This is a genomic window from Sphingomonas sp. 28-62-11, assembly GCF_002278865.1.
Lineage (GTDB): Bacteria > Pseudomonadota > Alphaproteobacteria > Sphingomonadales > Sphingomonadaceae > Sphingomonas.
In genome coordinates this window covers 123,792-142,920 of sequence record NZ_NCGB01000001.1, presented here as the reverse complement: position 1 = coordinate 142,920, position 19,129 = coordinate 123,792, and the positions used below count along the sequence as shown (strand labels likewise).

Here is a 19,129-nt window from a genome sequence, read left to right as displayed (position 1 = left end):
GCCGCAACCGCTTCACCGATGGTGCTACCGGTGATCTGGGGCATAGCGGCTTTACCAGTTGGAGATCGAAGGCCTAAGGAGGCTGAACGTCCCCATCGACCCTGCAAGGATCACAATGCAAATTCAGTTCGCCGCTACCCGCCCCTCCACTGCGCACGTGCTCGCATTGCCGGTTGAAAAGGACGGGCTCGACCGGATCAATTTCGGCGCGATCACCGCCGATGCGCAACGCCTTGTTCGGGGTGCAGCACGCGCCGCCCGGTTCGAGGGGGAGGCCGGTGGCATCGTCGAGGCATTTTTCGCAGATGGCGATCATGTCGTTCAGCTGCTGCTAGTTGGCGTCGGACCGGGCGCCGAGGCAGATTACGAACGCGCTGGGGGTGCGCTGACAGCGCGACTGCTAACTTCCGGTGTACAGGAACTCGTTGTCGATTTTTCCAGTCTGGGCGGCGCACCCGCGGTCGGCGCGGTGGCGCGCTTCGCTGCGGCGGCGGTGCAGCGCGGCTGGCGGATCGATACCTATCGCACCAAACTGGCCGAAAAGGCCAAACCGACACTTACCACCATCACCCTCGTCGGTGCGCCCGCGGGTGCGGAAGATGCCTGGCACGGGCAGGACGCCGTGACCAAGGGGCTCGACCTCACCCGCACGCTCGTCGCGTTGCCGCCGAACATTCTTTACCCGGTAAGCTTCGTTGAGCGGGTGAAGGCTGATGTCGCGGGCCTCGGGCTCGAAATCAGCGTTCTGGGCGAAGCGGAAATGGCCGAACTCGGCATGGGCGCGCTGCTCGGGGTCAGCCAGGGTTCGGTGCGCGATGCGCAGCTGCTGGTGATGAAATGGAACGGCAAGGGGGCGGGTGATCCCGATCTGGCGCTGGTCGGCAAGGGCGTAACGTTCGACACCGGCGGTATCTCGCTCAAGCCCGGGCCGGGCATGGAAGACATGAAGTGGGACATGGGCGGCGCGGGTGCGGTTGCCGGCGCGATGAAGGCGCTGGCGCTGCGCAAGGCCAAGGCGAATGTGGTTGGCGTGTGTGGTCTGGTTGAGAATATGCCTGACGCCAACGCCCAGCGCCCCGGCGACATCGTGACCTCGATGTCGGGCCAGACGATCGAAATCCTGAACACCGATGCCGAAGGGCGGCTGGTGCTGTGCGACGCGATCACCTGGGTGCAGAAGAACCATCGCCCCAAGACGATCGTCGATCTCGCGACGCTGACGGGCGCGATGATCATCGCGCTGGGCAACGAACATGGCGGCATGTTCGCCAATGACGATGCGCTTGCCGAACAGCTGCTGGCGGCAGGCAAGTCCACCGGCGACATGTTGTGGCGCTTTCCGTTGTCCGATGCTTACAACAAGCTGATCGACAGCCCGATCGCCGACATGAAGAATGTCGGCCCGCGCGGCGCGGGTTCGATCACGGCAGCACAGTTCATCCAGCGCTTTGTCGACAAGGGCGTCCGCTGGGCGCATCTCGACATTGCCGGGATGGTCTGGGCCGACAAACCAGGCGCAACCTTTGACAAGGGCGCGACCGGCTATGGCGTGCGGCTGCTCGACCGGTTTGTCGCGGATAATTTCGAGGCTTGAGAAAAGGGGCGGGCGTGCAGGTCGATTTCTATCACTTGACCGTGCGCCCGCTCGACCGCGTGCTGCCGAAGATTGCCGAAAAGGTCATCGAAAGCGGCGGCCGACTGTTGATCGTGGCCGAGGAGCCCATGCGCCGCGCTGCGCTCGACAAGCTGCTCTGGAGCTACACGGCGGAGAGTTTTCTACCGCATGCGCAGGCGGGCGGTGCGAACGATGCTGCCCAGCCGGTGCTCATCGCGCCTGACGCGACCCCCGCCAATGGTGCGCGCAACATTGCCATTGCCGATTCCCGCTGGCGCGATGAAGCGTTGGAATTCGACCGTGCCTTCCACTTCTTCGACGACGACGCGATCGTCGAGGCGCGAGCGGCCTGGCGCGCGTTGGCCGACAAGCCCGGGGTCGAGCGCCGATACTGGAAGCAGGGCGAGGGCGGCGGCTGGGAACAGGCGGCCTAGGATTGGGACTCAGCGGCGGGACGGGCGTGGCTTGCCGATTGCAGCGCTCGCCGCTAAAGGCGCGGTCGATCTAATCCTACACCACTCCAGACACAGGAACCGCACCAGTCATGGCCGCGACACGCACCTTTTCGATCATCAAGCCCGATGCCACCCGCCGCAACCTGACCGGCGCAGTCACCAAGATGCTGGAGGAAGCCGGCCTGCGCGTCGTTGCGTCCAAGCGCATCCATATGAGCCGCGAACAGGCCGAGGAATTTTACGGCGTTCACCGTGAGCGGCCGTTCTTCAACGACCTAGTGTCGTTCATGATTTCCGGCCCTGTCGTCGTCCAGGTGCTTGAGGGCGAAAATGCCGTCCAGGCGAACCGCGACATCATGGGCGCGACCAACCCCGCGAACGCCGAACCCGGCACGATCCGCAAGGAACTTGCAGAATCGATCGAAGCCAATTCGGTCCATGGTTCGGACAGCGAAGAAAATGCCGCGATCGAAATCGCGTTTTTCTTCAAGCCCGAAGAAATCGTCGGTTGATGTAGCTGCTCGGCGCGCTCAGGGTTTGGTCCAGAGCGCGTCGAGCGTTGCTTGCCCGCCGCTGCCGGTGACGCGCTGGCGCATCACCATGCCGCGCAGTTTTAGGCTGCGCCCAAACAGACCGGGCTCGATCCGCCAGGCGATATCGTAGATCGCCGATTCCTGCCGGTTACCCTCTGGCCCCGTGCATAGACTGTCGATAAGCACCGGAAGGCGGCCCTGGCGCCGGTCATCGCCGCCATCGGTCAGCTTCAACAGCGGCCGCGCAATCCACGCCGCTTCGATCTCGTGTACCGTAACGGTGCTTTGAGCCGTTACGCCCAGTGCCTTGGGGAAGCGGATATCGGTTGATTGCAGCGCGCAATCGACGCCCTTGAACGCGATCTTGCTGCCATTCGCCTCGGTGGCGATCAAGCCGGTGCGGCGCGATGCGGCAAGCGCCGCCTCCCTTGCCGCCGCTCGTTCCTCAGCGCGGATTTCGCGCGCATCGCGGCGTTCCTCAAAGCTGTTCCAGAAGGTCAGCCCGCCGATGATGACCCCCGCGACCGCCACCGCTTCGCCCAGCGACAGCCAGCGGCGACGGATCGCGACTGTTTCGGCGGCTACTTCGGGGGCGGGGGGCGCAACTGGATCGTCGCTCATGTTAGTCCCTCCGTCAGCAACCGCTTTGGTGCAATCAGTGTCCAGCTGACCGTGATCCGGTCGGCCACGCGGTCCCAATCGGTATCGTCCAGATCGAGCCGCATGCCGATCCATCCGCTCGGCCCCAGATAAGGCGGGATGAAATAAAAATCGGGGTCCATCTCGATCAGCATTGCCTGTTCTTCGAACCCGCTGGTCTTTGTATGCACGGCGGTGATGCCGTCGTCGTGATGGTTATGCCAGAAATAGGCGAAGAACTTGCCTTTCGTGATGAAGAAGCCGGGCGAACCATGCGACAGCCGCTCATCGGCTTCCGGCAGCGCCAGGCAAATCGCGCGCACGCGGGCCAGCTCGATGGCGGGGTCAGGACTCATGGTGCGCAGAACGCGGCAAGGACCCGCGGGTACAGCTCATGCTCGGCAACCAGCACCCGGTTGGCGAGCGCCACGACATCCTCGCCGGGAATGATGGCCACCGGCGTTTGACCGAGCACTGGCCCATCGTCGAGCTTGGCGGTCACGAGATGGACAGAAGCGCCGGTATGGCTTTCGCCATCGATCATAGCGCGGGCGTGGGTGCGCAACCCCTTGTATTTGGGCAGCAGCGAAGGGTGGATGTTGAGAATCTTCCCCTCCCATCGTTCGACGAACCCCTCGCTCAGGATGCGCATAAACCCGGCGAGTGCAATGACGTCGATCTGCGCATGCACCAGCAGCCGATTAACCTCCGCCTCGAACAAAGCCTTGTCGTCGGCTGTGGGCGTGAAAACTGCAACATCCTCCGCGCGGGCGATGTTGAGCCCAGCAGCATCCGCCACGTCGCTGATCACCATCACGATTTCATAGGGACAGCCAGCGGCACGCGACGCGAATAACAGCGCGGCAAAATTGGTGCCGCGGCCTGACAGCAGAACGGCAACCCGTTTCTTAGCCATGATGCGTGGCCGACCAGTCGGCGCGCGCGCCCCAGCTTTCGGCAGGGCCATGGACGGTGCAACCGCGTTCGGCCGCGTCGATCCTTCCGATCGTGAAGACGGTTTCGCCTGCCGAAGTCAGCGCATCGCTGACGGTGCTCACCTGATCGGCGGCGACAATCGCGATCATGCCGATCCCGCAGTTGAAGGTGCGGGCCATTTCCTCAGGCTCGATATTGCCCTGCGCCTGCAGGAACGCCATCAGCCGGGGCTGTTCCCACGCTGCGGCACCGATCACGGCATGGGTGCCAGCGGGCAGCACACGCGGCACATTTTCCAGCAAGCCACCCCCGGTGATGTGTGCCAGCCCCTTCAGGCGGCGCTCGGCGAGCAGCGGCAACAGGCTTTTCACGTAAATCCGCGTGGGGGCCATCAGCGCGTCGATCAGCAGCACCTGCTGATCGAATAGCGCGGGTCGATCGAGCCGCCAGCCGCGATCGGCAGCGAGGCGGCGCACCAGCGAAAAGCCGTTCGAATGCACCCCCGATGATGCCAATCCCAGGATGACGTCGCCCGGCGCAATGGCCGCGCCCGTCAGCACCCGGTCACGTTCGACCGCGCCGACGCAGAAACCGGCGAGATCATAATCGCCCGGGGCATACATGCCGGGCATTTCCGCCGTTTCGCCACCGATCAGCGCGCAGCCGGCCTGCAGGCAGCCTTCGGCGATGGACGCGATCACGCGCTCGGCGATGTCGGGCACTAGTTTGGCGGTCGCGTAATAATCGAGGAAGAACAGGGGTTCCGCGCCCTGGACGATCAGGTCATTGGCGCACATCGCGACCAGATCGATACCGACACCGTCATGCGCGTTGTGCTCGATCGCGAGCTTTAGCTTGGTGCCGACGCCGTCATTGGCGGCAACGAGCAAAGGATCGACGAAACCCGCCGCCTTCAGATCGAAAAAGCCTCCGAAACCGCCCAGATCGGCGTCCGCGCCCTTACGCCGGGTTGCCTTTGCCATCGGCCCGATCGCGCGCACCAGCGCGTTGCCGGCCGCAATCGAAACGCCCGCCTGGGCATAGGTATAGCCGCCCGGTTCGCCCGATTTGTCGTCATGTGGATCGTTCATTGCTGCGGCCTAGCCATAACGCGCTTGGATTTCCACGTCTGCTTCGCCAAAAGGGCGCCGACATGGCCATCAACCGACCCCGTTTCGTGCCGACGACGCTCGCCATCGCCGCCTTGCTGGTGGCCGGGCTGATCAATGGCAGTAGCGTCGCGCAGGGCGATGCCGGCCAGCGCCGTTCGTCGCCGGGCGGTTCGGGGAGTTTTGAAGTAGGCGGGGTGGAGGTCGATACATCTGGCAAGACCGCCAATGCCGCTCGCTTGGCAGGGTGGCGCCTGGCGCAGCGCAAGGGCTGGCAGATGCTGTCGCGGCGGATGGGCGGCGGTGGCGGCAATCTCTCCGATTCGGCACTCGATTCGATCGTTTCGGGCATCGTCGTCGAAAATGAACAGATCGGCCCGAATCGCTATGTTGCGCGACTGGGGGTGATGTTCGATCGCAATCGGGCCGCATCGATTTTGGGCGTCGCGGGCAGCTTGTCTCGGTCGCCGCCGATGCTCGTGCTGCCGGTCGAATGGTCAGGCGGCGCAGCGCGCGTATTCGAACAGCGTACGGATTGGCACGAAGCCTGGGCACGGTTCCGCACCGGCAACAGCACGATCGATTATGTGCGCCCGTCGGGCACTGGCCCCGATTCGCTGTTGCTGAACGCCGGGCAGATCAACCGTCCGAGTCGTGGCTGGTGGCGGATGGTGCTTGAGCAATACGGCGCATCCGACGTGCTGATCCCGATCGTCCACCTGTTCCGGCAATATCCCGGCGGGCCGATCGTCGGGCAGTTTCAGGCGCGGTTCGGGCCCGACAACCGGTTGCTGACGCGTTTTTCGCTGCGGGTGGGAAGCGGTGATGCGCTGCCCGCGTTGCTCGACGCTGGCATCAAGCGGATTGACCAGGCCTATCAAAATGCCCTGTCCGCAGGCGTTCTTCGCGTTGATCCCGGTCTGCGGTTCCGCCCGCCGGGTCTCGACGAGGAAGACGAAGCGACCGTCGATGAGTCGGTCGCGGGCGACGAGGCTGTGATAGTCGATGGCGGGGCGGGCGCCATATCAGTGCAATTCGACACGCCCGGATCGGCGGCGGTCGAGGCGACCGAACGTGCGCTGCGCGGCATTCCCGGTGTGCGATCGGCGATCACGACCAGCCTGGCGCTTGGCGGCATATCGGTGATGCGCGTCGGCTATGACGGCGATGTAGCGGCGCTGAAGGCAGCGCTGGAAGCGCGCGGCTGGCAAGTGACGCTGGGGTCGGGCGCGATTCGCATTCAGCGGGCACGCACGCCATCGCCGCAACCTGTTGGGCAGGCCGAAAACGCGACGGCGGGATGAAGCAGCTTTCCCTGCCGCTACCCTATCCGGCGGATGCCCGCGAGGACGAGTTTCTGATCAGCGAATCGAACCAGCGCGCCGCCCAGTCGCTGAAGCGCTGGGGCGCATGGCCGGTGATGGCCGCGATGCTGGTCGGTCCGCGCAAATCAGGTCGCAGTCTGCTGGCGCGGATTTTTGCCGTCCAGAGCGGCGGTATTACAATCGACGATGCCGAGCGCGCGAGTGAGACGACCATTTTTCACGCCTGGAACGCCGCGCAAGCGAGTCGCCGCCCGCTGTTGATCGTCGCGGATGCACCGCCGCCGTCGTGGGACGTGACATTGCCCGATCTTCGGTCGCGATTGGCGGCAACGCCGATCCTGACACTCCATTCGCCCGACGATTCGCTGATGGAGGCGCTGTTCGCGCGCGAATTTGCGCGGCGCGGGCTCGATGCGCGGCCAGAATTGCTGCAATGGCTGGTTGCCCGCGTCGAACGCAGCCATGTCGCGCTGTTGCGGGCGGTCGATGCGCTCGATCAGGAGATCGGACAGAGCCGCAAACGCTTGTCGATTCCGCTCGCGCGGGGCACATTGGCGCCGCTGGGCCTGATCATCGATCGCGCCGTGATTACAGGGAATGATTCTGCATGAACCGCCCCGCCCATATTGCGGAAGTCGATGATGATGACCTGTTCGTCGGCACCAGCGCCGGCGACCGGTATTTCAACCGTGAGCTGTCGTGGCTTGCCTTCAACCGCCGCGTGCTGGAGGAGGCATGTAACCCTGCGCATCCCCTGCTGGAGCGGTTGCGGTTCCTCTCGATTTCTGGGTCGAACCTCGATGAGTTCTTTATGGTCCGCGTTGCCGGGCTGAAGGGGCAACAGCTGCAGGATGTCGACCGGCTGTCCGCCGATGGCCTGAATTCCAGCCAGCAATTGACCGCGATCGTGGCGGGGGCCGATGCTTTGGTCGAAAGCCAGCGCAATGTGTGGCGCGATTTGCGCCGGTTGCTCGGGGAAACCGGCATCGCCGTGCTCGGATCGAAGATGATTGACGAGGCATTGGTGCCTGCCGATCTGGCCTGGCTCGAAACCCATTTCCGCGAGCAGATTTTCCCGATTCTGACGCCCCAGGCGCTCGATCCTGCGCATCCGTTTCCGTTCATGCCCAACAAGGGGCTGGCGGTGATGTTCGATCTGGTGCGCTTGTCGGATGATCAACCGATCCAGGAACTGGTGATGCTGCCCGCGCCGATGCCGCGCTTCGTGCGCCTGCCGGGCGAATCGGCGCGTTACATCGCGGTCGAATCGCTGGTGAAGCGGTTCTCGTCGGTGATTTTCCCTGGCTACCGCGTCATCGGTGCCGCCGAATTCCGCGTGCTGCGCGACAGCGATATCGAGATCGAGGAAGAAGCCGAGGATCTGGTCCGCTACTTCGCCAATGCCATCAAGCGGCGTAGGCGCGGGCGGGTGATTCGGCTGGAACTTGAATCGGGGATGCCCGAACAGTTAAGCGCGGCACTGCGCGACGAATTGGGTGGTTCCGATGCGTTCGTGACCGATGGCGCGGCATTTCTGGGTGTCGGTGACCTTGAGGCCATCGTCGATGAGGATCGCCCAGACCTGAAATTCCCGCCCTATTCGCCCCGTTTCCCGGAGCGAATCCGCGAGTATAGCGGCGATTGTTTCGCGGCGATCCGGGCCAAAGATATCGTGGTCCACCACCCGTATGAAAGCTTCGACGTCGTCCTCGCTTTTCTGCGCCAGGCAGCGAGCGACCCCGATGTCGTCGCGATCAAGCAGACGCTGTACCGCGCCGGCAAGCAGCCAGCCGTCATCAACGCGCTGATCGCTGCCGCCGAGGCGGGCAAATCGGTGACCGCCGTGGTCGAACTGAAGGCGCGTTTCGACGAGGAGCAGAACCTGCTCTGGGCGTCGGCGCTTGAACGGGCAGGGGTGCAGGTCGTCTACGGCTTCATGGAGTGGAAAACCCACGCCAAGGTATCGATGGTCGTCCGGCGCGAGGGTGGGCAGTATCGTACCTACTGCCATTTCGGGACGGGCAATTATCACCCGATCACCGCGAAAATTTACACCGATCTTAGCTTCTTCACGGCGGATCCGCGGATCGGGCGCGATGCGGCGCAAATGTTCAATTACGTGACCGGCTATGTCGAGCCCGAGAATATGGCGCTGGTCAGCCTGTCCCCGCGCGATCTGCGCAAGCGGCTGGTGGATTGCGTCGATGCCGAGATCGCCTTTGCGCGTGCGGGCAAGCCGGGCTCCATCTGGGCGAAGATGAACTCGCTGGTCGATCCGGCAGTGATCGAAAAACTCTATGAGGCGAGCAATGCCGGGGTTGAGATTGACCTGGTCATTCGCGGCATTTGCTGCCTGAAGCCCGGCGTGCCGGATATGTCGGAGCATATCCGCGTCAAATCAGTGATCGGGCGTTTCCTGGAGCACAGCCGCATCTGGGCATTCGGCAATGGCAAGGCACTGCCGAATGACGGGGCGAAGCTGTTCATTTCGTCCGCCGATGCGATGCCGCGCAATTTCGATCGCCGGGTCGAGTATCTGCTGCCGATCGAGAACAAGACCGTGCACGATCAGGTGCTTGATCAGGTGATGGTCGCCAACTTGATCGATAATGAACAAAGCTGGGTGCTGCTGCCCGATGGTAACTATGAGCGCGTTGCGCCGGGTAGTCGCCCGTTCAATCTGCACCGCTATTTCATGACCAACCCGTCGCTGTCCGGGCGTGGAGCGGCACTGCAAGGCAGCGATTCGGTGCCGAAATTGTCGCTGCGGCGGCGTCATTAATGCCAGCTCGCGCGTTCTGACCTGATGGCCACATTGCTTTTCCGTAAACCGAAGGTTGATCCGATCGCGGAGCCGCGCACCGCGATTATCGATATCGGCTCCAATTCGATCCGCCTTGTGGTCTATCAGGGACCGGCGCGATTGCCCGCGATCCTGTTCAACGAAAAGGTGATGGCCGGGCTGGGGCGCGGCTTTGCCGAGACCGGGGCGATCGATGCGGAAGCGCTGCGCGTCGCGCGGATCGCGCTTGCCCGGTTCGCGGCGCTGGCGCGCGAGATGGAGGTGGCGCGGCTGCGCACCGTGGCGACGGCAGCGGTTCGCGATGCGACCAATGGCGATGTGCTGCTCGCGGATGCCCGTGCCATGGGGCTTGAGGTCGAGCTGCTGAGCGGTGAGCAGGAGGCGCTGGGGGCGGGGCTCGGCGTGCTTTCGGCCATTCCGCATGCCGACGGCATTGTCGGCGATCTGGGTGGCGGCAGCCTTGAGCTGGTGCGCGTATGCGGCGGGGAAGTGCATGAACGTGCCTCGTTCCCGCTCGGCGTATTGCGGCTTGGCGCGCTTAGATCAAAAGGGCTGCGGTCATTCGATCGTCGGGTCGGATCGATGATCGAGCAGTCGGGATGGACAGGCAAGGGCACCGGGCTCCCCCTTTATCTCGTCGGCGGATCGTGGCGCGCACTGGCGCGGCTCGACATGCACGTCACCGGCTATCCGCTGCCGGTGCTGCACCAATATGAAATGGCGCCCGCCGCGATTATCCGGAACGGTCGCACGCTCAGCCATATCGCCAAGGGCAAGCTGCGCGCGATCCCAACGCTGTCGTCCGCGCGGGTGCCGACATTGGGCGATGCGAATGCGCTGCTTGGGGTGCTGTTGCGGCATCTCGGCGCGCGTACGACGATCGTTTCGGCATTTGGGCTGCGCGAGGGGCTGTTGTTCGGGGCATTGTCGCCCGAGGAGCGGGCGCTGGACCCGCTGATCGTTGCCGCACGTGATGAAGGGCGGCGGCTTGGCCGTTTTGCCGAACATGGCGATCTGCTTGACGGCTGGATCGCGCCGCTATTCGCGGGCGAGCCGCCACAAATCGCGAGATTACGTCATGCCGCATGTCTGCTCGCTGATGTGGGCTGGCGCGCCAACCCTGAATTTCGCGCCGAACGCGGCGTCGAAATCGCGCTGCACGGCAACTGGGTGGCGATCGATGCGCATGGCCGCGCCTTGCTGGCGCAGGCGCTGTTCACGTCCCTTGGTGGCGGTACGGATGCGTCGCCGCTGATTCCCGCGCTTGCGACCCCCACCGAACTGAAACGCGCGACCGCCTGGGGTCTTGCCATGCGGCTGGGGCAGCGGATGAGCGGCGGGCTGGCCGGGCCGCTGCAGCGATCGCGGATCGATGATGACGGCGCGGCGGTGGCGCTCACCTTGGCGCCGGGCGATGGCGCGCTCTACAGCGAAGCGGTCGAGCGGCGGCACAAGGCGCTCGCCAATGCGCTCGGGCGTCAGGTCGCGTTGCGGGGGTAGGGGGCGTTCGTGTTCCGACCTGGAGGACGTTAGCCGTAGTCGACTCCTAATGCCCGTATGTTTCGAGCGAAGTCGAGAAACATGCCAAAAACGCTGCGCAGCGTGTCTCGACTTCGCTCGACACGAACGGTTAGTTTAAAATCACTAGACGCCAATGCCCACCAACGAGCTCAACCCTCGTCCTCCGCCCGCGTCATCTTCAGCTTGCCGTTCTTGACTGCAAAGGCCAGCCGCCCCTCGACCAGCGCGAGCGCGTCTTTGCCGAATTGTTCGAAACGCCAGCCTTCTAGGATGGCGAGCCCTTCGCGTTGCCCGGCGGCCAGTGCTTCGAGGTCCTCGGTTCGGGCGAGCAGTTTGGCGGCGACATCGATATCGCGCGCGCGGATTTTCAGCAGCAGCTTGAGCAGATCGGCGACCAGCGCGCCTTCCTTACCATTGCCTTGCTTGCGGTCTTCGCGCGCGGGCATGTCTGCCGCGCTCATCGGTTTGGCTGCTTCCAGCGCCGCCATCAGCCGTGCGCCGATATCGTTGTTTGCCCAGGCTGGCGACAGGCCGCGAACGCGCGCCAGATCAGCCTGTTTCTTGGGCGGCGTGCCAGCCAGATCGGCCAATGTTTCGTCCTTGATGATGCGCCCGCGCGGCAAATCCTTCGCCTGCGCCTCAAGCTCGCGCCATTTCGACAGTGCCTTCAGCCGACCAAGCACCTCTGGCTTGCGCCCGGCGATGCGCACGCGCTTCCAGGCTTCCTCGGGATCGTTCGCGTAGTTGGCGGGATTGGCGATCCGCTCCATTTCCTGATCGAGCCACGCGCCGCGACCGGTTTTGCGCAGGCGTTCGAGCATCTTGGGGAAGATCGTCGACAAATGGGTGACGTCACCGATCGCATATTCGATCTGGCGCTTGTCGAGCGGACGGCGGCTCCAATCGGTGAAGCGCGCGCCCTTGTCGACGCTGATCCCGAGATAGCTCTCGACGAGGTTCGAATAGCCGATCTGCTCGCCTTGCCCCAGCGCCATCGCCGCAACCTGGCTGTCAAACATCGGAAACGGCGTCTTGCCGGTCAGATTATAGACGATTTCGATATCCTGCCCGCCGGCATGGAATACCTTCAGCACCTCGTCATTCTCGGTCAGCAGATCGAGAAGCGGCTTCAGATCGATGCCCGGGGCCATCGGGTCGATTGCCGCGGCTTCGTTCGCATCGGCGATCTGGATCAGGCACAGCTCGGGCCAATAGCTGTTCTCACGCATGAACTCGGTATCGACCGCGACGAACGGCGATTGCGAAAGGCGGTGGCAAAGATTGGCGAGCGCGGCGGAATCGTCGATCAGGTCGTGAATGTGCATTCATGACGCCATAACGAGAGTCGTTCGTCTTGACAAAGCCGGGGTTGGCGGGGAAGCGCGGGCAACTGCCAAAGCCGTCATGCCGACGAAAGTCGGCGTGTTGCGGCAACCGGCGCGCCCTATCCCACAAGGCCCCAGCTTGCGCTGGGGCGACGCCAATTGAGAAGTTGCCCACCATGCACGCCTATCGCACCCACACTTGCGCTGAACTCCGTCCCGATCATGTCGGCCAGCAGGTCCGCGTGTCGGGCTGGGTGCACAAGAAACGCGATCATGGCGATCTGGTGTTCATCGATCTGCGCGATCATTATGGCATTACCCAGATCGTCACCGATGTGAGCGGCCCCGCCTTTGCCGTGATCGAGCGGCTGAAGAACGAGAGCGTTGTGACCATCACCGGCACCGTCATTGCGCGCGCGGCTGATGTGGTGAACCCCAATTTGCCGACCGGCGCGATCGAAATCCGCGCGACGGAGGCGGTGATCCAGAGCCATGCGCAGGAACTGCCAATGCCGGTCGCGGGTGATGCGGAATATCCCGAGGATATCCGCTTGCGCTACCGCTTCCTCGATCTGCGGCGCGAGCGGCTGCACGCCAATATCCTGTTGCGCTCGCACGTCATCTCATCACTGCGCCAGCGGATGATCGGGCAGGGCTTTACCGAGTTTCAAACGCCGATCCTGACCGCGTCGTCGCCCGAAGGCGCGCGCGATTATCTGGTGCCCAGCCGCGTGCATCCGGGCAAATTCTACGCGCTGCCGCAGGCACCGCAGATGTTCAAGCAGCTGCTCATGGTCGCAGGCTTCGACCGCTATTTCCAGATCGCGCCCTGCTTCCGCGATGAGGACGCGCGCGCTGATCGTTCGCCGGGCGAATTCTACCAGCTCGATTTCGAGATGAGTTTCGTCACGCAGGACGATGTGTTCGCGGCGATCGAACCCGTGCTGCACGGCGTGTTTGAAGAATTCGCTGACTGGCAGGGCAAGGGTCGGTCCGTGAGCGCGCTGCCGTTCCGGCGGATTCCTTACCGGGAATCGATGCTGAAATATGGCAATGACAAGCCCGATCTGCGTAACCCGTTGCTGATCACGGATGTGTCCGATCATTTCAAGGGATCAGGGTTCGGTCGGTTCGCGTCGATGGTCGAGGGTGGTGATGTCGTCCGCGCCGTCCCCGCGCCAGCGACCGCCGAAAAGAGCCGCAAATTCTTCGACGACATGAACGCCTGGGCGCAGAGCGAGGGCTTTCCGGGCCTTGGCTATGCCACGCAGAAGCAGGGCGTGTTCGGCGGGCCGATCGCCAACAATCACGGGCAGGAAGGGATGAAGGCGATCGCCGATGCGCTCGGCCTTGGCCCGGATGACGGCATCTTCTTCGCCGCCGGCAAGGAAGCACAGGCAGCGAAGCTGGCTGGATTGGCGCGCACCCGCGTTGCTGAACAGCTCGAGCTGATCGACCAGAGCCGCTTCGAATTCTGCTGGATCGTCGATTTCCCGATGTTCGAATATGACGAGGACGCCAAGAAGATCGATTTCAGCCATAACCCGTTCAGCATGCCGCAGGGCGAACTGGAGGCGCTGGAAACCAAGGATCCGCTCGATATTCTGGCCTATCAGTATGACATTGTCTGCAACGGCGTTGAGCTGTCATCGGGCGCGATCCGGAACCACCGCCCGGAAATCATGTACAAGGCGTTTGAAATCGCCGGGTACAGCCAGGCCGATGTCGACCGTGATTTTGCCGGCATGATCAACGCCTTCAAATTCGGTGCGCCGCCGCACGGGGGCTCGGCTCCTGGGGTTGACCGCATCGTCATGCTGCTCGCCGACGAGCCCAACATCCGCGAGGTCATCACCTTCCCGATGAACCAGAAGGCGGAGGACCTGATGATGGGTGCCCCGAATTTTGCGACGCCAAAGCAGTTGCGAGAACTTAATATCCGTACCGTAGAGGTTGCAGCGCCAAAGCCATCCGCATAGCCCAACGGGCTCGGGGCGACGTTTAGGGTAAGGGGAACGATGCTCGACCACCAGTTGCAACCACCCGAACCAACGGCGCTCGTGCGCAGCCTGGGGGTGGTTGGGGTGTTGTTTCTGACACTGTCGCTGACGAGCCCGGTATCGTCGTTGTTCGTGATCGTGCCGGGTATGCTCCGCGCGGCGGGTACGGGCGCGATCTGGGCGATGCTGCTCGCCGGGATGGTCTGCGTCGCAACCGCCTATATCTATGCCGAATTATCGTCGAAATGGCCGGTTGCGGGCGGTGAATATGTGATGGTGGCGCACACGCTGGGGCCGTTGCCCGGTTTCGTGATGCTGGGCGTCAACGTCTTCAACAACATCCTGTTTCCGCCCGCGCTCGCGCTGGGGCTGGCGGCGATATTGGGGATGGTGTTGCCCGGCATTCCCGCCGTGCCGCTCGCGGTCGCGGTGATTGCAGGCGCGATGCTGGTCGCCGTGCTGCAGATCCGGGTGAACGCCTGGGTGACGGGGGTTTTCCTGCTGGTCGAGGTGTTGGCGGTCGTCGCAGTCGTCTGGCTGGGGTTCGGCAACGCCGTGCGTCCGCTGGCGGACATGCTCGCCAACCCGGTGATGCTCGCCGCAAATGGTGCCACGCTGGAGCCCGCCTCCGCCGCTTCAATGGGGCTGGCGGCATCGATCGGCATCTTTGCGCTGAACGGCTACGGCGCGGCGGTCTATTTCGGCGAGGAAATGCACGAAGCGCCGCGCAAGATTGCGCATGCGATTTTCTGGGCTGTCGCGCTCACCTTGCTGCTCGAAATTCTGCCGATGCTCGCGCTGCTGGCGGGTACGCCGGATTTGAAAGCGGCCTTTGCCAGCGACGATCCGTTCGGGCTTTTGGTGAAGATGCGCGCGGGTGACACCACCGCTGCCTGGGTATCGATCGGCGTCGCGACGGCCGTCGTCAATGCGATCATCGCCTGTATCCTCGCCTGTGCGCGCTTCTTTTACGGCACGGCGCGTGATCGTTGCTGGGGCCGGCCAATGGACATCTGGCTTACGGCAATCCACCCGCGTTTCGCCTCGCCCTGGATCAGCACACTGATCGCGGGTGGGGCAGGGATCGCCTGCTGCTTCCTGTCGCTTGAGCTGCTGCTGGTGCTGAGCGGTACGGGACTGGTGGTGATCTATGCCGGAATCGCGCTGGCGATGATTGAGGGACGGCGCAAGGGCATGCTTGCCGATGCGCCGTTCAAGAGCCCGCTTTATCCGCTGATGCCCGTCGTTACCCTCATGGCGCTGGGCTATATCATCTGGCTCAACTGGCTTGATGTTGAGGAGGGGCGCCCCGGCCTGCTGATGACGGGCGCGCAAATTGGCTTGTCAGTGATCTATTATTTGCTGGTGTTGCGTCGCCGGGGGGCTTGGGACGTTCATGTCCCTGATCTGGGCCCAGACCTGGGAGAGGTGAAACCGGTATGACAATCAACCTCGCCGATTATGAAATTGGCGCAAAATATGACGGTGATTACGACGTCGATCTCGCCAAGGTTCAAGAGCGGCTCGCGCATATCCAGGCGGCGCATATCTGCCACCAAAAACGCGCGGCAATTGTATTTGAGGGTTGGGATGCAGCGGGAAAGGGCGGCATCATCCAGCGGCTGACCGCGGAATGGGACCCGCGTTATTTTCAGGTCTGGCCGATCGCAGCACCGAGCCCCGATGAGAAAGCGCGGCATTTCCTCTGGCGGTTCTGGCAGCGGTTGCCGCGTGATGGCGACATCGCGGTATTCGATCGCAGCTGGTACGGGCGCGTGCTCGTCGAACGGATCGAAGGCTATGCCAGCGAGGCCGATTGGCGGCGTGGCTATGATGAGATCAACGAATTCGAAGCGCAGCAGGCCGATTCGGGGACGACGATCGTCAAGCTATTCATCCATGTGACACAGGAGGCGCAGGACGAGCGGCTGAAGGAAAGGCTCGATCACCCCTGGAAGCGCTGGAAGACCGGGCTGGACGATTATCGTAACCGCGCGCGCCGCAACGAGTATCTGGATGCGATGGCCGAAATGTTTCGCCGGACCGATACGCGCTGGGGGCCTTGGCAGGTGATCGACGGCAACAACAAGAAAGCCGGCCGCATTGCTGCGCTGACCTATATCGCCGATCGGCTGGAAGCGACCGTGCCGATGGACCCGCCAAAGCTCGACCCCGAACTCGAGAAAGTCGCCCGCAAAGCGCTCGGAATCGGCTAGGGCGGCGCTGATGTCGCAGCGGCCGCATATCCTGCATCTACATTCCAGCTTCGATCTGGGGGGCAAGGAAGCGCGCGCCATCCGGCTGATGAACGCCTGGGGAGACCCGGTGCGCCATACGATCGTGTCTGGGGTGCCGAATGCGCTTGGGGCGCGGGATGCGATTGCGGCGGGCGTTCCTTATGAAATCGCGCAAGATCCGCCACCGCTCACCGGGCGGCCATCGGTGGCGCGCTATGAAGCGATTGCGCGCTATATGCGCCGCTTCGATCTGGTGCTGACCTATAACTGGGGCGCGATCGACGGTGTGATGGCGCGGCGCGTGTTCGGCAAGGGCGTGCCGCCGCTGGTGCACCATGAGGATGGGTTCAACGAAGATGAGGCGGGCGGGCTAAAGGCCGAACGCAACGCCTATCGACGCCTTGCGCTGGGGGCGGCGCACGCGCTGGTGGTACCCTCGCGCACGTTGGAAGGCATCGCGCTGGGCGTCTGGAAGCAACCGCCCGCGCGCGTTCACCGCATCGTTAACGGCATCGCGGTCGATCGGTACGCAGCCAAGTCCGAGCCTCGCGCTATCCCCGGCTTTCGCCGGAAGCCGGGTGAAGTGGTGATCGGCAGTCTGGCTGGTCTGCGCGCGGTAAAGGATTTTCCTATGTTGATGCGCGCGGCGGGTGGGCTTTCGGGCAAGTTTCGGCTGGTGATCGTGGGTGAGGGCCCCGAGCGCGCCAACATCGAGCAGGCAGCGCGCGCGATGGGAATCGCCGATCGGCTGCACTTGCCTGGGTTTCTGGCTGAGCCGAGCCGGTACATCGGCCTGTTCGATATCTTCGTTTTGTCATCGCGTAGCGAACAATTTCCAATCTCGGTCGTTGAAGCGATGGCATCGGGCTTGCCAATCGCCGCACCGCCGGTCGGCGATGTGCCGACGATGGTGTCCGACGCGAACCAGCCGGTGATTTGTTCGCATTATGGAGAGGTTTACCTGCGCGATGCGCTGCAAAAACTGGTCAATGATGCCGATCTTCGGCGCACGATCGGCGCGGCCAACCAGGCCAAGGCGCAGGCGGAATATGGCGAAGAAAAGATGATTTCGGCCTATGCTGGCCTCTATGCTGCCGCAATGGGCAAACCCGGAATGGGTGGCTGAGTCGCAATTTGCTCGCACCGGACGGAGCTTTCGCTATACTGGTATGTTCTTACGACGAGATGGCGGGATGGAGAGAGTGGCGTGTTCAAGGGCGTAAAGCCGATCATCTATGGCGGGCACGAAGTGTGGCCGCTCGTGGAAGGCGGCAAGGGCGTTGCTGCGACCAACCATGCGAGCGCGGGTGCGTGGGCCGCTGCGGGCGGGATTGGAACGGTATCGGCCGTCAATGCCGATAGCTATGATCCCGAAGGCAAGATCATTCCGCAAATCTATCGCGCATCGACGCGTCGGGAGCGCCACGAAGAACTGATCCAATACGCGATCGACGGTGCCGTCGAACAGGTGCGCCGCGCGGCCGAAATCGCAGGCGGCAAGGGCGCGATCAACATCAACGTATTGTGGGAAATGGGCGGCGCGCAGCGTATTTTGCACGGTGTGCTGGAACGGACGCGGGGCATGGTTTCGGGCGTCACCTGTGGCGCAGGAATGCCGTACAAGCTTTCGGAGATCGCCGCGTCATACGAGGTCAGCTACCTGCCGATCATCAGCTCGGCACGTGCCTTTCGGGCGCTTTGGAAGCGTGCTTATTCAAAGGCTTCAGACTGGTTGTCTGCGGTTGTGTATGAAGATCCCTGGCTGGCAGGTGGGCACAACGGCCTGTCGAACGCCGAAGACCCGCGCAAGCCCGAGGACCCCTATCCGCGCGTGAAAGCGCTGCGTGAAACGATGCGCGAAGGTGGTATTTCGGACGATGTGCCGATCGTGATGGCCGGCGGCGTCTGGTATCTGCGCGACTGGAGCAGCTGGATCGATAACCCCGAACTGGGCTCGATCGCCTTTCAGTTTGGCACGCGCCCGTTGCTGACCCAGGAAAGCCCGATCCCCCAGGGGTGGAAGGACAAGCTGACCCAGATCGAAGAGGGGGAGGTCCTGCTTCACCGTTTTTCGCCGACGGGTTTCTATTCGAGCGCGGTTCGCAATCCGTTCCTGCGCATGCTCGAAGCACGTTCCGAGCGGCAAATTCCCTATTCGACCGAAGTGGCGGGGGATCATCAATTCCAGCTCGACGTCGGTGTGCGCGGCAAGAATTTCTGGGTCACCAAAGGCGATTTGCTGCGCGCGCGCGCTTGGTACGGTGCCGGGTTCACCGATGCGCTCAAGACGCCGGACAATACGCTGGTGTTCGTCACGCCCGCCGAAAAGGCAGTGATCCGTCAGGACCAGTCGGATTGCATGGGCTGCTTAAGCCACTGTGCCTTCTCGTCATGGATGGACAGCGACACCAATTCCACCGGTCGCCTCGCTGATCCGCGCAGTTTCTGTATCCAGAAGACACTGCAGGACATCGCGCATGGCGGCGATACCGATCAGAATCTTATGTTCGCAGGCCACGGCGCGTATAACTTCAAGCGCGATCCCTTTTATTCGAACGGCTTCGTGCCGACGGTGAAGCAGCTGGTCGACCGGATCCTGACCGGGGATTGAGGCGGTTCTTCTTAGACCGT

General features: G+C 63.1%; 17 protein-coding genes. 12 read left to right on the top strand and 5 right to left on the bottom strand.

The window, feature by feature from the left end:
• Positions 1–115 precede the first annotated feature (115 nt).
• The 3 genes from B7Y49_RS00705 (at position 116) to ndk (ending at position 2,582) form a co-directional block, all read left to right on the top strand.
• The gene (locus B7Y49_RS00705; protein WP_374125633.1) at positions 116–1,594 is read left to right on the top strand and encodes a leucyl aminopeptidase; all 1,479 of its coding nucleotides are present in this window, start codon (positions 116–118) and stop codon (positions 1,592–1,594) included.
• A 14-nt stretch (positions 1,595–1,608) separates the two neighbouring features.
• Positions 1,609–2,049, top strand: a complete 441-nt coding sequence (locus B7Y49_RS00700; RefSeq protein ID WP_374125632.1) for a DNA polymerase III subunit chi — start codon at positions 1,609–1,611, stop codon at positions 2,047–2,049.
• A gap of 110 nt (positions 2,050–2,159) precedes the next feature.
• Complete coding sequence (ndk, locus tag B7Y49_RS00695) at positions 2,160–2,582, top strand: nucleoside-diphosphate kinase (RefSeq protein ID WP_374125631.1); 423 nt, start codon at positions 2,160–2,162, stop codon at positions 2,580–2,582.
• Between the two features lie 18 nt (positions 2,583–2,600).
• Here the strand turns inward: ndk and B7Y49_RS00690 are convergent, their stop codons facing one another.
• From B7Y49_RS00690 to purM, 4 genes are read right to left on the bottom strand one after another with little or no spacing between them, the layout of a single operon-like run.
• On the bottom strand, positions 2,601–3,224 hold the full coding sequence (locus B7Y49_RS00690; RefSeq protein WP_374125630.1) for a hypothetical protein: 624 nt from the start codon (positions 3,222–3,224) through the stop codon (positions 2,601–2,603).
• Positions 3,221–3,598, bottom strand: coding sequence for an MmcQ/YjbR family DNA-binding protein (locus B7Y49_RS00685; RefSeq protein WP_374125629.1), 378 nt, complete (start codon positions 3,596–3,598; stop codon positions 3,221–3,223). Before B7Y49_RS00685 ends, B7Y49_RS00690 begins: the two co-directional genes overlap by 4 nt.
• Entirely contained in the window at positions 3,595–4,158 is a 564-nt protein-coding gene (gene purN, locus B7Y49_RS00680) for a phosphoribosylglycinamide formyltransferase (protein ID WP_374125628.1), read from the bottom strand. Before purN ends, B7Y49_RS00685 begins: the two co-directional genes overlap by 4 nt.
• On the bottom strand, positions 4,151–5,269 hold the full coding sequence (gene purM, locus B7Y49_RS00675; RefSeq protein ID WP_374125627.1) for a phosphoribosylformylglycinamidine cyclo-ligase: 1,119 nt from the start codon (positions 5,267–5,269) through the stop codon (positions 4,151–4,153). Before purM ends, purN begins: the two co-directional genes overlap by 8 nt.
• A gap of 62 nt (positions 5,270–5,331) precedes the next feature.
• On the opposite strand from purM, the gene B7Y49_RS00670 reads away from it, so the two are divergent.
• Genes B7Y49_RS00670 through B7Y49_RS00655 form a run of 4 tightly spaced genes read left to right on the top strand, consistent with a single transcriptional unit; the run spans position 5,332 to position 10,915 of the window.
• Positions 5,332–6,591: a heavy-metal-associated domain-containing protein gene (locus B7Y49_RS00670; protein WP_374125626.1), complete on the top strand. Its 1,260-nt coding sequence runs from the start codon at positions 5,332–5,334 to the stop codon at positions 6,589–6,591.
• Positions 6,588–7,223, top strand: a complete 636-nt coding sequence (locus tag B7Y49_RS00665; protein WP_374125625.1) for a chromosomal replication initiator DnaA — start codon at positions 6,588–6,590, stop codon at positions 7,221–7,223. Before B7Y49_RS00670 ends, B7Y49_RS00665 begins: the two co-directional genes overlap by 4 nt.
• On the top strand, positions 7,220–9,394 hold the full coding sequence (locus B7Y49_RS00660) for a polyphosphate kinase (RefSeq protein WP_374125624.1): 2,175 nt from the start codon (positions 7,220–7,222) through the stop codon (positions 9,392–9,394). Before B7Y49_RS00665 ends, B7Y49_RS00660 begins: the two co-directional genes overlap by 4 nt.
• A gap of 24 nt (positions 9,395–9,418) precedes the next feature.
• A complete protein-coding gene (locus tag B7Y49_RS00655) occupies positions 9,419–10,915 on the top strand; it encodes a Ppx/GppA family phosphatase (protein WP_374125623.1) in 1,497 nt (498 codons plus the stop codon).
• A gap of 170 nt (positions 10,916–11,085) precedes the next feature.
• On the opposite strand, the gene rnd is transcribed toward B7Y49_RS00655, so the two are convergent.
• Positions 11,086–12,261, bottom strand: a complete 1,176-nt coding sequence (rnd, locus tag B7Y49_RS00650) for a ribonuclease D (RefSeq protein ID WP_374125622.1) — start codon at positions 12,259–12,261, stop codon at positions 11,086–11,088.
• Between the two features lie 176 nt (positions 12,262–12,437).
• Here rnd and aspS point away from each other — a divergent pair, with 176 nt between their 5' ends.
• The 5 genes from aspS (at position 12,438) to B7Y49_RS00625 (ending at position 19,109) form a co-directional block, all read left to right on the top strand.
• Positions 12,438–14,240: an aspartate--tRNA ligase gene (aspS, locus tag B7Y49_RS00645; protein ID WP_374125621.1), complete on the top strand. Its 1,803-nt coding sequence runs from the start codon at positions 12,438–12,440 to the stop codon at positions 14,238–14,240.
• A gap of 39 nt (positions 14,241–14,279) precedes the next feature.
• Positions 14,280–15,704, top strand: a complete 1,425-nt coding sequence (locus B7Y49_RS00640) for an APC family permease (RefSeq protein WP_374125620.1) — start codon at positions 14,280–14,282, stop codon at positions 15,702–15,704.
• Positions 15,701–16,477 carry a polyphosphate kinase 2 family protein gene (locus B7Y49_RS00635; RefSeq protein WP_374125619.1) on the top strand — a complete coding sequence of 259 codons (777 nt, stop codon included), beginning with the start codon at positions 15,701–15,703 and terminating at the stop codon, positions 16,475–16,477. The genes B7Y49_RS00640 and B7Y49_RS00635 overlap by 4 nt, the downstream gene beginning before the upstream one ends.
• A 10-nt stretch (positions 16,478–16,487) precedes the next feature.
• Entirely contained in the window at positions 16,488–17,624 is a 1,137-nt protein-coding gene (locus B7Y49_RS00630; protein ID WP_374125618.1) for a glycosyltransferase, read from the top strand.
• Positions 17,625–17,705: 81 nt separating this feature from the next.
• Complete coding sequence (locus B7Y49_RS00625) at positions 17,706–19,109, top strand: nitronate monooxygenase family protein (RefSeq protein WP_374125617.1); 1,404 nt, start codon at positions 17,706–17,708, stop codon at positions 19,107–19,109.
• The last annotated feature ends 20 nt before the right edge of the window (positions 19,110–19,129 follow it).

What these genes read in the sequence shown, in the direction of transcription:
- B7Y49_RS00705 (WP_374125633.1), top strand. Translation starts at nt 116, where the DNA reads ATGCAAATTCAGTTCGCCGCTACCCGCCCCTCCACTGCGCACGTGCTC.
- ndk (WP_374125631.1), top strand. Translation starts at nt 2,160, where the DNA reads ATGGCCGCGACACGCACCTTTTCGATCATCAAGCCCGATGCCACCCGC.
- B7Y49_RS00690 (WP_374125630.1), bottom strand. Translation starts at nt 3,224, where the DNA reads ATGAGCGACGATCCAGTTGCGCCCCCCGCCCCCGAAGTAGCCGCCGAA.
- B7Y49_RS00685 (WP_374125629.1), bottom strand. Translation starts at nt 3,598, where the DNA reads ATGAGTCCTGACCCCGCCATCGAGCTGGCCCGCGTGCGCGCGATTTGC.
- purN (WP_374125628.1), bottom strand. Translation starts at nt 4,158, where the DNA reads ATGGCTAAGAAACGGGTTGCCGTTCTGCTGTCAGGCCGCGGCACCAAT.
- purM (WP_374125627.1), bottom strand. Translation starts at nt 5,269, where the DNA reads ATGAACGATCCACATGACGACAAATCGGGCGAACCGGGCGGCTATACC.
- B7Y49_RS00670 (WP_374125626.1), top strand. Translation starts at nt 5,332, where the DNA reads ATGGCCATCAACCGACCCCGTTTCGTGCCGACGACGCTCGCCATCGCC.
- B7Y49_RS00665 (WP_374125625.1), top strand. Translation starts at nt 6,588, where the DNA reads ATGAAGCAGCTTTCCCTGCCGCTACCCTATCCGGCGGATGCCCGCGAG.
- B7Y49_RS00660 (WP_374125624.1), top strand. Translation starts at nt 7,220, where the DNA reads ATGAACCGCCCCGCCCATATTGCGGAAGTCGATGATGATGACCTGTTC.
- B7Y49_RS00655 (WP_374125623.1), top strand. Translation starts at nt 9,419, where the DNA reads ATGGCCACATTGCTTTTCCGTAAACCGAAGGTTGATCCGATCGCGGAG.
- rnd (WP_374125622.1), bottom strand. Translation starts at nt 12,261, where the DNA reads ATGCACATTCACGACCTGATCGACGATTCCGCCGCGCTCGCCAATCTT.
- aspS (WP_374125621.1), top strand. Translation starts at nt 12,438, where the DNA reads ATGCACGCCTATCGCACCCACACTTGCGCTGAACTCCGTCCCGATCAT.
- B7Y49_RS00640 (WP_374125620.1), top strand. Translation starts at nt 14,280, where the DNA reads ATGCTCGACCACCAGTTGCAACCACCCGAACCAACGGCGCTCGTGCGC.
- B7Y49_RS00635 (WP_374125619.1), top strand. Translation starts at nt 15,701, where the DNA reads ATGACAATCAACCTCGCCGATTATGAAATTGGCGCAAAATATGACGGT.
- B7Y49_RS00630 (WP_374125618.1), top strand. Translation starts at nt 16,488, where the DNA reads ATGTCGCAGCGGCCGCATATCCTGCATCTACATTCCAGCTTCGATCTG.